This is a genomic window from Pseudoalteromonas ostreae (assembly GCF_018069805.1).
GTDB classification, from domain to species: Bacteria; Pseudomonadota; Gammaproteobacteria; order Enterobacterales; family Alteromonadaceae; genus Pseudoalteromonas; species Pseudoalteromonas ostreae.
This window is the reverse complement of the sequence record NZ_JAGPYN010000008.1, coordinates 172,467-186,022: the sequence shown is the minus strand read 5'-3', so window position 1 is coordinate 186,022 and position 13,556 is coordinate 172,467. Positions and strand designations below refer to the sequence as shown.

General features: G+C 40.5%; 8 protein-coding genes, 8 tRNA genes and 1 pseudogene. 3 read left to right on the top strand and 14 right to left on the bottom strand.

Annotated features, from left to right (window positions below; all coding sequences use genetic code 11):
* Positions 1 to 254: 254 nt before the first annotated feature.
* Positions 255 to 1,673: an alanine/glycine:cation symporter family protein gene (locus tag J7338_RS08775; RefSeq protein WP_210796715.1), complete on the top strand. Its 1,419-nt coding sequence runs from the start codon at positions 255 to 257 to the stop codon at positions 1,671 to 1,673.
* Between the two features lie 135 nt (positions 1,674 to 1,808).
* Here J7338_RS08775 and J7338_RS08770 read toward each other — a convergent pair.
* The 13 genes and pseudogenes from J7338_RS08770 to J7338_RS08710 form a co-directional block, all read right to left on the bottom strand.
* Positions 1,809 to 3,019, bottom strand: a pseudogene (locus tag J7338_RS08770) (IS4 family transposase).
* A 519-nt stretch (positions 3,020 to 3,538) separates the two neighbouring features.
* A tRNA-Leu gene (locus tag J7338_RS08765) sits at positions 3,539 to 3,625 on the bottom strand.
* A 37-nt stretch (positions 3,626 to 3,662) separates the two neighbouring features.
* Positions 3,663 to 3,736, bottom strand: a tRNA-Cys gene (locus J7338_RS08760).
* Positions 3,737 to 3,754: 18 nt separating this feature from the next.
* Positions 3,755 to 3,830 (bottom strand) — tRNA-Gly (locus J7338_RS08755).
* 210 nt (positions 3,831 to 4,040) lie between these two features.
* Positions 4,041 to 4,127, bottom strand: a tRNA-Leu gene (locus J7338_RS08750).
* A 39-nt stretch (positions 4,128 to 4,166) separates the two neighbouring features.
* A tRNA-Gly gene (locus J7338_RS08745) sits at positions 4,167 to 4,242 on the bottom strand.
* A gap of 65 nt (positions 4,243 to 4,307) precedes the next feature.
* A tRNA-Leu gene (locus J7338_RS08740) sits at positions 4,308 to 4,394 on the bottom strand.
* Between the two features lie 37 nt (positions 4,395 to 4,431).
* Positions 4,432 to 4,505: transfer RNA gene (locus J7338_RS08735), tRNA-Cys, on the bottom strand.
* Positions 4,506 to 4,535: 30 nt separating this feature from the next.
* A tRNA-Gly gene (locus J7338_RS08730) sits at positions 4,536 to 4,611 on the bottom strand.
* A gap of 133 nt (positions 4,612 to 4,744) precedes the next feature.
* Positions 4,745 to 5,296, bottom strand: a complete 552-nt coding sequence (gene pgsA / locus J7338_RS08725) for a CDP-diacylglycerol--glycerol-3-phosphate 3-phosphatidyltransferase (protein ID WP_210796714.1) — start codon at positions 5,294 to 5,296, stop codon at positions 4,745 to 4,747.
* Between the two features lie 41 nt (positions 5,297 to 5,337).
* Positions 5,338 to 7,161, bottom strand: a complete 1,824-nt coding sequence (uvrC, locus tag J7338_RS08720) for an excinuclease ABC subunit UvrC (RefSeq protein WP_210796713.1) — start codon at positions 7,159 to 7,161, stop codon at positions 5,338 to 5,340.
* A 9-nt stretch (positions 7,162 to 7,170) separates the two neighbouring features.
* Positions 7,171 to 7,821 carry a UvrY/SirA/GacA family response regulator transcription factor gene (uvrY, locus tag J7338_RS08715; protein WP_210796712.1) on the bottom strand — a complete coding sequence of 217 codons (651 nt, stop codon included), beginning with the start codon at positions 7,819 to 7,821 and terminating at the stop codon, positions 7,171 to 7,173.
* Positions 7,822 to 7,930: 109 nt separating this feature from the next.
* Positions 7,931 to 9,082, bottom strand: coding sequence for a dicarboxylate/amino acid:cation symporter (locus J7338_RS08710; RefSeq protein WP_210796711.1), 1,152 nt, complete (start codon positions 9,080 to 9,082; stop codon positions 7,931 to 7,933).
* Between the two features lie 423 nt (positions 9,083 to 9,505).
* Here J7338_RS08710 and cysK point away from each other — a divergent pair, with 423 nt between their 5' ends.
* Both cysK and J7338_RS08700 read left to right on the top strand, forming a co-directional pair.
* A complete protein-coding gene (cysK, locus tag J7338_RS08705; protein ID WP_210796710.1) occupies positions 9,506 to 10,474 on the top strand; it encodes a cysteine synthase A in 969 nt (322 codons plus the stop codon).
* A 141-nt stretch (positions 10,475 to 10,615) separates the two neighbouring features.
* Positions 10,616 to 11,056 (top strand): hypothetical protein, encoded by a 441-nt coding sequence (locus J7338_RS08700; RefSeq protein WP_210796709.1) that lies wholly within the window; start codon positions 10,616 to 10,618, stop codon positions 11,054 to 11,056.
* A 68-nt stretch (positions 11,057 to 11,124) separates the two neighbouring features.
* Here the strand turns inward: J7338_RS08700 and J7338_RS08695 are convergent, their stop codons facing one another.
* The gene (locus tag J7338_RS08695) at positions 11,125 to 13,401 is read right to left on the bottom strand and encodes an acyl-CoA dehydrogenase (RefSeq protein ID WP_210796708.1); all 2,277 of its coding nucleotides are present in this window, start codon (positions 13,399 to 13,401) and stop codon (positions 11,125 to 11,127) included.
* Positions 13,402 to 13,556 lie beyond the last annotated feature (155 nt).

The following is a 13,556-nucleotide window of genomic DNA, read 5'->3' as shown; positions in this document are numbered from 1 at the left end:
GACTCTTGCCTCGCTAAGCGTTGCTGTCTGCCGTCTCAGTGGGGTCGCATTATAGGGCGCGGCGAATTTTACGCAAGCGTTTTTATGAAGTTTTTTGCATTTAAATTTTACCCCAAGGATACCCCACCCAGAAACACACGTTACCCACAAAACCCTGTGGACAACTCATTTTTTTTGCGCTGTTTACTAAACTATTTACCGTGCTTGTGGTAAGTTGCGCCCGATATTTACAACTCGTTCACTAGGTAACACACATGATAGATATAATAAATAGTATAAGTGGTCTCTTATGGGGTCATATTTTAGTGTACTTATTAATAGCTGCAGGGCTATTTTTTACCATACGCCTTGGCTTTATCCAATTCGTACAGTTTCCACACATGATCAAAGTAATGTTTCAGAGTCGTCAAGGCTCTGAAGGCGGTATTTCTTCTTTCCAAGCATTTTGTACTTCTCTAGCCGCCCGTGTTGGCACCGGTAATATGGCAGGTGTAGCAGTCGCGTTATATTTAGGTGGTGCTGGTGCTATTTTTTGGATGTGGTTAATTGCTTTGATCGGTATGGCAACCAGCTTTGCAGAGAGCACATTGGCTCAGGCATATAAAACACGCGATGAAGAAGGTAACTTTCGTGGTGGCCCTGCTTACTATATGGAATACGGACTTGGCAAACGCTGGATGGGCATCGTGTTCTCACTATGTTTAATTTTAGCCTTTGGTTTAGTTTTTAATGCGGTGCAGTCAAACTCTATCGCTGCTGCTTTTGAAGTCGCCTTTGGCATTCCTAACTATATAGTAGGTATAGCACTTGTTATTGGTTCGGGAATCATCATATTTGGTGGCCTAAAAACAATTTCACGATTTGCTGAATTAGCAGTGCCATTTATGGCCGCTGCTTATCTTATCGTTGCACTGTATATATGTGCTGTAAATTACACTGAATTGCCTGATGTATTTATGAATGTAATTAGAAGTGCTTTTGGTCTTGAGCAAGCTGGCGCTGGTGCAATTGGTTATGGTGTAATGCAAGCGATGCTCCAAGGGATCAAGCGCGGATTATTCTCAAACGAAGCGGGTATGGGTAGTGCTGCTAACGCTGCAGCAACCGCGACTCCAAATCCACCTCACCCTGCTTCTCAGGGTTATGTACAAATGTTAGGTGTATTTGTAGATACCATTATTATTTGTACTGCAACTGCTGCACTTATTTTATTATCGGAGCAATTAGTACCTGGCTCTGATGTAACAGGGATAGCGCTAACTCAAGCAGCACTTGAAGAGCATGTAGGTAGCTGGGGCGCGATATTTGTTGCAATCGCTATTTTGTTTTTTGCTTTTACATCTATTGTGGCTAACTACTCGTATGCTGAAACGAACTTGTTATTCTTAGAGCATAACCATGCATCTGGCATGTTGATCTTTAGACTATTAGTATTAAGTATGGTGATGTTTGGAGCCCTTGGTGAATTACCACTAGTTTGGACATTAGCAGATGTGTCTATGGGCTTAATGGCTGTCGTAAACGTAATAGCGTTATTTATGCTTTCTGGCGTTGTGGTATGGCTTGCCAAAGATTATAACACTCAACGACGTGCAGGAAAGTTACCGACGTTTGATCCAAGCAAGAACGACAAGCTCAATAAAACCATTCCAAAGGGTATTTGGCATAAGTAATTATGCTTAAAATACTTTAAGTAAAAAACCCGAAACAACCATTGTCGTTTCGGGTTTTTTATTGTTTTAGCCTAGTATAACTATTATTAATAACAACACTCATCTCATATGCGCCTGAGGGATCCCCTCGAATATTTATTCATGTAATCCCTCGATATTAACAGTTAAATTAGATAGTTGAGATAACACATATACATATTCTTCAAGTGGTATGGAGTATCTATGATCATTTATAATTTCACGCGCAATCGTTATGATTGATAACACCATTCGTGCTTTTTGTGTATTAGCTTGCAATGAATAGTGGATCTTTTTTATGACGGCTGCACAACCAATACACCATAATAAATACAAATAAGTGCAGCTATAAGCAATAAATTGTCAAAACGCTCAACACTTCTTGAGTTGGCGCATTCCAAACCTATTCCTAACTTATTATTTTTTGTATCTCTAAAGTTTTCTTCTATTTGCATGCGTTGACTATAAATATTCACTGCTGTTTTAGCACTCTTCATAAACTTCTCAGGCAAGTTAAAAACCAGTAACCATGGCTCTTTCGCATCTTTTTGATGCACTTTATCAGTCGTTCTTTGTGACGTACCACCTCGCTTTTTCTTTGCTTTTCGGCCTTTTGGACTTCGCTTATAAATGGCTGCATTACATGGGAACTTTGCTGTTTTACCATAGTAAATTGAGCCAAGGTAGTCAGCCTTACCAATACGTGCTTCGTTAAACCATTGATAACTGGTTTTCCACTCTTGTTTATCTGAGGAGAGTGATACTTGCCCTCTTACTCGACCTATCTAATACCAACTTTTTTCTTCAACTATTTTAAACCAAGGGGAACGATAGATAGCGTCAGATACAATGATTGGCATGCATCCTTCAGGCAATATTTGTTCAAGCGTGTCTAAAAATGCTTGATGTGCTTTGTTGGTGTTAAGTTCACTTTCCGGGTGAATTTTTTCATATAACGTTAAGCTTCTCCCATTCATTGGAATACTGGCGCGCAATACTTGAAACATCCCTTGCCCATTAATAGGTGACCAATCGACTAATATGATGGGGTACTTTTTATTTTCAATTAATTGTGCTGACATATAGTCATAAAAGAAAAGGCGCTCGCTGTGTAATAGAGTGTTCCCGACCAAACGGTCAGCGCGTTTAATATCATTTTTCTTCGTTGTTTTTGATAAGCTTTTCAACCCCCTCCCTAAATATGTTACAGACACACGTTGATCATGCATGCCAGAATCAATGAAAGTAAAGAGTGTATTTAATCGAGTAGAGTGAATTTCAGGGTAGGCAGCGGCAATATCATTATGTATTATATTTGTGATCTTCATGGCTATTGTTTTAGGTTGTTTTTGGCGAAGTAATTTGATCACAATTAGCCATGAAGGTCGATCCCCTTACTCATCTTTTTTGATTCTTTTCGTGGGGATTCATCAGGATTAGCGCTATTTAGCATCCCTTCTCTGCCTGTTGGCAATTATCTAAACAGTTCAAGCACAACGCTTTTAATAAGCTTATTGACTTTGTAATGGAGTTAATGCTGATACTTGGAGCCTGCTTTGGTTTATACATATTCTAAGCACAGCTACTGATAGTGGTAAAATCAAAGTGTTAATTCGATTATGATTTTTCATCTAACTGCTTTATACCACTGTCTTTACTAGAAATAAACAAGCGCACTGTAATGAGTGACAGTAAATTGACAGATTAAGGGCATATGAGCTTATGGTATAAAAACGTAGACTTTAAATAAAGCCAATTATTGCTAAAAAAAGGATTGTATTGAATTTGTATACTGGAAGATGCTTAATAAAAAGGTAATTAATTGCATATAGTGGGATATAATAAAGTGGTGCCCGAGGCCGGACTTGAACCGGCACGACTTGTTAGTCGAGGGATTTTAAATCCCTTGTGTCTACCAATTCCACCACTCGGGCATCGAGTTTGCTAATTAAAGCGTGTGGAGTAATTATTTGGAGGCGGAACCCGGAGTCGAACCGGGGTAAACGGATTTGCAATCCGGTGCATGGCCACTCTGCCATTCCGCCTAAACATATCAAATAATTTGGAGCGGCACACGAGGCTCGAACTCGTGACCTCGACCTTGGCAAGGTCGCGCTCTACCAACTGAGCTAGTGCCGCATAAAACATTATCAGTAATTTGTACGTTGGTGCGCGACCATGTCGCGGTAAAACGTTCTGGCAACTGAGTTAGTGCCGTATAAAACATTATCAGTAGTTTGTACGTTGGTGCGCGACCATGTCGCGGTAAACGTTCTGGCAACTGAGCTAATGCCGTATTTATTAATTTTTTATCAAAACTTTTAATTATCTTGGTAAAATAATTAAAAGTGGTGCCCGAGGCCGGACTTGAACCGGCACGACTTGTTAGTCGAGGGATTTTAAATCCCTTGTGTCTACCAATTCCACCACTCGGGCATCGAGTTTGCTATTTAAAGCAAGTGGATAAAACTAATATGGAGCGGCACACGAGGCTCGAACTCGTGACCTCGACCTTGGCAAGGTCGCGCTCTACCAACTGAGCTAGTGCCGCATCATATTAATTCTAATTACTACATTTTTAAAAGTTACATTTGGCGGTGTAACTAAACCACAAAGTGGTGCCCGAGGCCGGACTTGAACCGGCACGACTTGTTAGTCGAGGGATTTTAAATCCCTTGTGTCTACCAATTCCACCACTCGGGCATCGAGTTTGCTATTTAAAGCATGTGGATTGTTGAAATGGAGGCGGAACCCGGAGTCGAACCGAGGTAGACGGATTTGCAATCCGGTGCATGGCCACTCTGCCATTCCGCCCCAACATCTGGGTTAGCCTTTAAGATAAACTGGAGCGGCACACGAGGCTCGAACTCGTGACCTCGACCTTGGCAAGGTCGCGCTCTACCAACTGAGCTAGTGCCGCTTTATTTATCTAGGGGGCTATGCCCTCTCAACACGGACGCATTCTACAGAGATTATTAAACGCGTCAATACAAAAAATACCACTTTTGAACTGTTTGATTATTTTTTATCTAAAACGGTGCGTTATTATACGTTTAGACTCGGTTTTTAGTCAATTCAGACCACGCTGCTATCAAATATTGCAGCATAGAAGTAACCGTTAATAAGGTCGCAATGTAAAGTAAGCCATAACTTAAGTACATCATCCAACTATCATATTGCCAAATAAGTCCAATAATGGCTAACATTTGTGCAGCCGTTTTAAACTTGCCCATATTGGACACTGCTACATTGTCACGTTTCCCTTGTTCAGCCATCCATTCTCGAAGTGCTGAAATAACAATTTCTCTACTAATTATAATTAAAGCAGGGATCGTCATATACATTGATTGATAATAACTCGCCAGCGCAACCAATGCCGTACACACCATTACTTTATCAGCAACAGGGTCTAAGAATGCACCAAAAGGCGTTGATTGCTCAAGCTTGCGCGCCAAATAGCCATCGAGAATATCAGTGATTGATGCTAGCCAAAAAATAAAAGCGGCAGCAAAGAAAGCCCATGAGTAAGGCAAGTAAAATACCACCAAGAAAATGGGGATAAGAAAAAGTCTAAATGTTGTGATTGTGTTTGGAATATTCCACATAACTACTTGAGGATGTCTTTTTTTTATATTCGCATGAAGGGCTAGCCTTTGTCATGCAAATGGTTAAATATCTTCTCAGCCATGTCAGAGCTGATCCCGGGTACTTGCTTTAATTGGTCTATATTAGCAGCTTTTACTCCCTGCATGCCCCCTAAAAATTTTAATAATGTTTGTCGTCGTGTCGAGCCAACTCCGTTTATCTCTTCTAATAATGATTGTGTCCGCTGTTTTTGGCGCTTATTACGATGCCCAGCAATGGCAAAGCGATGTGATTCATCTCGAATATGTTGGATCAAATGTAGCGCCGGCGCATCCGAATCCATTGGTATTGTTTTACGACCTCCATCAATTAACAGCGTTTCAAGCCCAGGTTTTCGGCTAGTGCCTTTTGCTACACCAACTAGTAATGGCATTTTTGCATGCGGCCAAGTAGCAAAGTATTGCTCAGCCCGCGATAATTGCCCCTTACCACCATCGATAAAAATAACATCTGGAATTTTGTCTTCATCTACTAACTTGTTGTAACGCTTGTTTAATGCAAACTCCATAGCAGCGTAATCATCACCGCCGGTGATCCCTGTCACATTAAAACGTCGATACTCTTTATTATTAGGCCCTTGCGAATCAAATACCACACAACTGGCAACCGTGTTTTCGCCCATGGTATGGCTAATGTCAAAACATTCCATACGGCTAATATCATCAAGTCCTAGCGTTGCTTTAAGCTGCGCGTAACGTTTATTAATTGAATCTTGAGTGCTTTGCTTCACTGTAATGCTATTAAGCGCATTCTTATTAGCGAGCTGCAAGTATTGCGCGCGCTCACCGCGTGCAACTGTTTTTAAAGTGACTTTTCTCTCACTTACTTGACTTAACGCTTCACCCAGCACATCTGCTTCATCAATCGCAAATGGTAAAATCACTTCTTTCGCTATGCGCCCTGTTGCACCTGGCGCTAAATAATATTGCCCAAGAAATGACGCTAGTATCTCTTGTTGTTGTGAGTCTTTGGGTACTTTTGGAAAGTAGGTTTTACTGCCAAGCACTTTATGATCGCGGATCATCAATAAGTGAATACCATTGAGGCCATTTAAATGAGCAAAACCTACAACATCCATTTCAGCATAATTGCCTGAGATTGACTGTTGCTCTTGCATTTTACGCAGCAACATTATTTGATCGCGTACTTTCGCCGCCAGTTCAAACTGTAACGCTTGGCTAGCGACTTCCATTTTAGTAATTAATGCTGCAATGACTTCATGTGATTTACCAGCTAAAAACTTGCGCACAAAGTCCACTTGCTGGCTATATTCATCATCAGTGACTTCGCCAACGCACGGTGCTGAGCAACGTTTTAATTGAAATTGCAAACATGGTCGACTACGAGCGCGATAATACGCATCTTCGCATTGACGAACTGGAAATATTTTTTGCATTAAGCGCAAGCTTTCAGAAACTGCGCCAGCACTTGGAAATGGACCAAAATACTCACCTTTCACTTTGCGGCTACCGCGATGAAATGCAAGTCTTGGATGTTTGTGAGCTGTTAATAAAATATACGGATAGGATTTATCATCACGCAGTAAAATATTGTAACGTGGCTGATATTTTTTTATTAAGTTATTTTCAAGCAGTAAAGCTTCGGTTTCAGTATTGGTTAAAGTGATATCAATATCACTAATGTTACTGACTAAAGCACGAGTCTTGCCATCCGTGACATTGCTACGAAAATAGCTACTAACACGTTTTTTAAGATTTTTCGCTTTACCAACGTAAATAACGTTGTCGTCACTATCAAGCATCCTGTAGACGCCTGGATCGCTTGATAGTGTTTTTAAGAAATGGGCGTGATCAAATTCTGCCATGGGGCAAGACTAGTGAGCGCTATCGATGTCGATCATCTTATGGCGAATAGCTAAATGGGTAAGTTCAACATCACCACCCACATTAAGCTTTTCAAACATTCTATAACGATAGCTATTCACTGTTTTTGAACTTAAATTAAGTCGCTCAGCAATATCTTGCACCTTCTCGCCTTTGGTGATCATTAACATGATCTGCAATTCGCGCTCAGATAAGCTTTGAAAAGGGCTTTCATCGGTACGACCAGTCACTTGTGCTAAAGCAATTTGTTGCGCGATTTCTGGTGCAATATAACGTTGTCCAGCATTTACTGCGCGAATTGCATTAACCATTTCATCAGAGCCCGCCCCTTTAGTTAAGTAACCATGAGCGCCAATTTGCATCACTTTACTTGGGAATGGGTCTTCACAATGTACAGTTAACACAATAATTTTCACATCAGGGCAATAGCGACAAATTTTCTTGGTCGCTTCTAACCCACCAATACCTGGCATATTCATGTCCATTAGCACAATATCAGGAGAATACTGACGGCAAAATTGCACGGCTTCTTCACCTGTTTTAGCTTCACCAATTACTTTAAACCCACGAACATCATTTAAAATACGTTTGATACCCGTTCGTACGAGTTCATGGTCATCAACTAAAAGTACATTAATCAATGGGACACCCTCATATAACCCAACAGCATGTCATTGTGACAATTTAATACTGCACACTAACACAGAAAGCCTGAAACGATAACTCTAATATCGTTTCAGATAACTAAATTTAAGATGACGCTTTTTCACTAAAGCGGTCTACCCACAATGCAATTACACCATCACCGGTAACATTACAGGCTGTACCAAAGCTGTCTTGTGCAAGGTAAAGCGCGATCATTAAGGCCACTGCACCTTCATTAAATCCTAGCATGCTGGTTAACAAACCTAATGCCGACATGACAGCCCCACCCGGTGCACCCGGTGCTGCAATCATCACTACACCTAACATCATGATAAATGGCAACATGCCAAATAACGAGGGAACATCCATATTAGGTGATAAAAACATAACCGCCATCGCACACGTAACAATGGTAATTGTTGAACCCGATAAATGTATTGTGGCACACAGTGGTACAGTAAAGTTTGCTACATCTTCTTTTACGTTATTAGCTTTGCTCGAACGCAGAGATACAGGAATTGTTGCCGCACTAGACATAGTCCCTAATGCAGTAAAATAAGCAGGGAGCATATTTTTAATTAACTCTATCGGATTGCGCTTTAATAATACCCCAGTGCCAATATAAAGAATGCTTAACCAAAGCCAGTGCATCACTAATGCTGCAATTAATACCACACCAAATGTTTGTAAGGTATCAACAACGGTCCCTGCAACGGTCATTTCAGCGAATACACCTGCAATATAGAAAGGTAATGCAGGAATGATCACTTTCGCTAATAAACCATCAATCACGTCACGACCTTGATCTGATACTTTTTTTAGCGTTTCTAGTTGCAATTGGCTCATACCGATACCAAACACAAATGCTGTCGCAAGCGCGGTCATTACGCCCATAAGTGGTGGAATTTCTAAATCAATAAAACTGGCAACCTCAGTTGCAATCTCAGCTTCAAAGGTTAAGCCGCCATCAAATAATGGAATAATATGACTGACAACCAACACTGCTAAAGTACCAGCTATAATTGTTGAGCCGTAGGCAAAGCCGACTGTTTTACCCAGTAAATGGCCTGACCCTTTCGGTAAACCCGCAATTCCTGAGGCAATAAAAAACAAAATAATCAACGGAATCGTGAATGTGATCAGCTGCCCAATTATTTCTTTTACTGTGTAAAGGAGTTCAACTCCAGTCAGTGGAACATATAAGCCCACTAAAATACCGCCCAATATACCGGCAATTAATTTTAAGATTAACGTCATTGTCATCACTTCATAAATTTTGGTGGATGTGGTTTTAACATGTTTTTAATTACTTGTATCATAAAACCGCTCAAAAACAGCCTGTTTGCACAAAATACAATCACTTTGCCATTTTCTCCCTTATAATTACCTAGTTATTATACTATTAACTAAACAATTCATTATGATCTAGCGCATACTAAGATTGTTCAGTATTTGTACCCCTAATAATCCTATGTCAGCATAGTTTAATAGTATTTTTGTTTTAATAACTATACATATAGGCAGTCGCTATTTTTATTTCATTCAGTTATAAGCCGAATAGATATATCTTATAGCCAAACTTTACTTTAGTTTTTTTAATTCAGCAGTAGAGTGTCACTATTACAGATCGATTACATAAAAATCGGTCACGATTGAATAAATTGCACCTAAGGGAACATTATGTCTACTATTTTTGAAGATAACTCACTCAGTATTGGTAACACACCGTTAGTAAAACTAAACCGTGTAACGACAGGTAATGTTTTTGCTAAAATAGAATCGCGTAATCCTAGCTTTAGTGTCAAATGCCGTATTGGTGCCTCAATGATCTGGGAAGCTGAAAAATCAGGAGAGTTGACAAAAGATAAAGAACTAATTGAGCCTACATCAGGTAATACCGGTATTGCACTGGCATTTGTTGCAGCCTCTCGTGGTTACAAGTTAACGCTTACGATGCCAAACACCATGAGCTTAGAACGCCGTAAACTATTAAAAGCACTCGGTGCAAACCTTGTACTTACTGATGGCGCTAAAGGTATGAATGGTGCGATCGCTAAGGCTAAGGAAATTCAAGCAGCAGCCCCTGAAAAGTTTATTTTATTACAACAATTCGAAAACCCTGCAAACCCTAAAATTCACTTTGAAACTACAGGCCCAGAAATTTTTAATGCACTAGATGGTAAAGTTGATTTCTTTGTGGCAGGTGTGGGTACTGGTGGTACAATTACTGGTGTTAGCCGTTATTTGAAACTTGAAAAAGACCTTGATGTAAAATCAATCGCTGTTGAACCAACTAATTCGCCAGTGATCAGCCAAACACTCGCTGGTGAAGAAATTAAGCCTGGACCACATAAAATTCAAGGCATAGGCGCTGGCTTTATTCCTGGTAATTTAGACCTATCAATGATTGATGGTGTAGAGCAGGTGTCTAATGAAGAATGTATAGCAATGGCTCACGAGCTGATGAAAAAAGAAGGTATATTAGTTGGTATTTCATCAGGCGCTGCGGTTGTTGCGGCAAAACGCATTGCTGAATTACCTGAAAATGCCGGTAAAAATGTCGTAGTAATTTTACCTAGTGCAACTGAACGTTATTTATCAAGCCCACTTTTTGCTGAAGAGTTTTCAGAGCAAGAGCTGGTTCAATAAGCTCAAATAACTTTTAAAAAAGGATGCAAACTGCATCCTTTTTATTATTTATTGCAATCACATCACTAATTCTTATCGCAAACTTTACATCTGACGCATTTCGTCACACACTAAATCATCACTAATAAATCTATTTATCTAATGAAATCATTTATAACTCTTTGCATTGCTACATTCTTACTGCTGTTAAGCGGCTGTGGAAATGAAGATTCACCAAAAGGTGAAAAAAATACCCCAGGAAATAGCGCGGCACTATTTTTTGATACACTTTATAACAAACAGGATCTGAGTAAAGCCACTACCATGGCGACACCTAAAATGGCACGGATCATGAAATCTTATGGCACCTCAAAACAATTTGCCCGCAATTTAGTCAACATGCAATACGATGATGTGGTAATTGAAATTGATATGACTAATATGAGTTTAAGAGAGCAGTACGGTGATACAGCCAATATCAACCTTATTTTCACCGGCCACTTCAATGGGAATAAAGTTGATGATATGCGCAGCGTAAAAATGGTGCGTAAAAAAGGCAATTGGTATGTTGATAAAATCAATGCCGATCCATTTGCACGCTAACAGTTTATATTAAATATTTAGCTAGCTTAACAAGCCTTGCTCGCAGCAAGGCTTTTTAGTTTTTCATATTACAGTTCACCTGGCTGATAATTATCTACCGCAATTGCCTGTTTACGTAGGTTATTTGCAGCATGTAGCTTTTCCCCTTGCTCATCAGTTATTAACTGTTTTTCAAGCGCACTGTCGATTGCAGTTGCAATATCAACGTTACGATTAAGTGTGCCGTCGCGTTGCCATTTCTTCAATCGTTTAAAGGCGGCGCTGGTGTTATGCATTGCCATAAAGGCATTTTCCATCACCCCAGTACCTGCATTATCATCCACATAACATAAATGTGTTAAGCGATTTCTAAACACGCCAGGTTGCGTCATATGCTCACAAACTTCTTGCGCAAGCTCATCACTTGGCCGCTGGTAATGATTACCAAGCGGAAATACAATACGTTTTAAAATGAAATTAATAACCGGGTTTGAAAAGTTTTTGAAAAAACCGTCAAATGCTTGGCCAATTTCAAACAATGACAATTCAACCGCATATTTTACGAACGGGAGATCAGCTTGTTGACGCCCCTCGTCTTCAAAACGTTTTAATACACAAGATGCCAAGTATAAATGGCTTAATACATCCCCTAAACGCGCTGAAATCATCTCTTTGCGTTTAAGCTCACCACCAAGTACTAACATGGCCACATCAGTACTAAAAGCAAGCCCACGGCTCATACGCCCTAGTTGCTTATAATACGTTGCTGTTGCACCACACACAGGCGATTTAGCAAAATAGCTACGCGTTAATCCATGTACAAAAGCCATACTTGCATTAGTAGCCGCAAATAAAATATGTTGCAGTAATAATGAATCAAACTCTTTTAACGCAAGATCATCATCTTCCATTGCTGCGGCTTCCATTTCTTTGAGTACAAATGGGTGGCAACGGGTTGCGCCTTGTCCAAAGATCATCAGATTACGGGTTAAAATATTCGCCCCTTCAACAGTTATTGAGACAGGAATGCCCATATAACCGTGCGCTAAATAGTTATTTGGCCCCACTTGGATCCCTTTACCTGAATGAATATCCATAGCATCATTCATTACCGTACGGCCCATTTCGGTCATATGGTATTTAGCTATTGCAGTCACCACTGATGGACTTAATTTTAAATCAATAGCTCCGGCAGTCATTAAGCGGCATGATTCAAGGCTATAGGTTAATCCACCGATACGAGCCAGCGCCTCTTGTACGCCTTCAAACTGCCCGATAGAAACACCAAATTGTTGGCGTACCATCGCATAGGCTGATGTCATACGTGCACATAAGTGCCCAGTTGCACTGCTCAGTGCGGGTAATGAAATACCGCGACCAGCACTTAAACACTCAACCAACATCCGCCAGCCTCGCCCAGCACCTTGTTGACCACCAATGATCCAATCAAGCGGAATAAACACATCTTTACCGTAAGTTGTACCATTCATAAACGCCATATTTAGTGGATAATGGCGCTCCCCCGTTTCCACACCTGGGTGATCTGTTGGGATCAGCGCACAGGTTATACCTAGCTCTTTATGTTTACCAAGTAATCCATCGGGATCATACATTTTAAAAGCAAGTCCCAGAACCGTTGCTACGGGTGCAAGCGTAATATAGCGTTTTGACCAATTTAATCGTAAGCCTATAACTTCTTGGCCTTCAAATTCACCTTTACACACTACGCCTGAATCAGGAATACTGCCCGCATCAGAGCCTGCTTCAGGGCCTGTTAGAGCAAAACACGGCACATCTTTACCACTGGCTAAACTAGGTAACCAACGTTCCTGTTGCTCTTTAGTACCATAGTGAAATAACAATTCACCCGGGCCTAAGCTATTAGGCACCATAACTGTAACTGCTGCTGTTAAACTTTTAGTGGCTATTTTAGCCACAATGGTTGAGTTTGCGATTGCTGAAAACTGCCGTCCGCCAAATTTCTCAGGAATGATCAGCGCAAAGAAACCTTGGCTCTTTAGGTAATCCCATACTTCGGTAGGCAAGTCTTTATCTTTTTGCACAATTTGATAATCATCAAGCATCGCCAACAGTGTTTCCACTTCATTATCTAAAAATATTCGTTCTTTTTCGCTCAATTCTGGCTTTGGGTAGCTATGAAGTACTTGCCAATCAGGATTGCCACTAAATAGTTCTCCATCCCACCACACGTCGCCCGCTTCCATCGCTTCACGCTCAGTTTGCGATAGCGGCGGTAATACCTTTTTAAACATTTTAAATGTCGGCCGGCTGACTAGGTTTAAGCGGATATCTTTTACCGCAAAAATAACTATCACCAACACTAGTAACAAGATAAATACTGACATGACAACTATCCTTATTAATTAATGAAATGCATTGGCTTAATTATGACCGATCCTTTAATAAATACAATGCCACCGTAAACTAGCATTGCCCTACACAGAGCCTCCAGCTATTGATAAACTTTCCCTAACACAGTGACGCTGCTATCATCTGACAC

What these genes read in the sequence shown, in the direction of transcription:
- J7338_RS08775 (WP_210796715.1), top strand. Translation starts at nt 255, where the DNA reads ATGATAGATATAATAAATAGTATAAGTGGTCTCTTATGGGGTCATATT.
- pgsA (WP_210796714.1), bottom strand. Translation starts at nt 5,296, where the DNA reads ATGTGGAATATTCCAAACACAATCACAACATTTAGACTTTTTCTTATC.
- uvrC (WP_210796713.1), bottom strand. Translation starts at nt 7,161, where the DNA reads ATGGCAGAATTTGATCACGCCCATTTCTTAAAAACACTATCAAGCGAT.
- J7338_RS08710 (WP_210796711.1), bottom strand. Translation starts at nt 9,082, where the DNA reads ATGACGTTAATCTTAAAATTAATTGCCGGTATATTGGGCGGTATTTTA.
- cysK (WP_210796710.1), top strand. Translation starts at nt 9,506, where the DNA reads ATGTCTACTATTTTTGAAGATAACTCACTCAGTATTGGTAACACACCG.
- J7338_RS08700 (WP_210796709.1), top strand. Translation starts at nt 10,616, where the DNA reads ATGAAATCATTTATAACTCTTTGCATTGCTACATTCTTACTGCTGTTA.
- J7338_RS08695 (WP_210796708.1), bottom strand. Translation starts at nt 13,401, where the DNA reads ATGTCAGTATTTATCTTGTTACTAGTGTTGGTGATAGTTATTTTTGCG.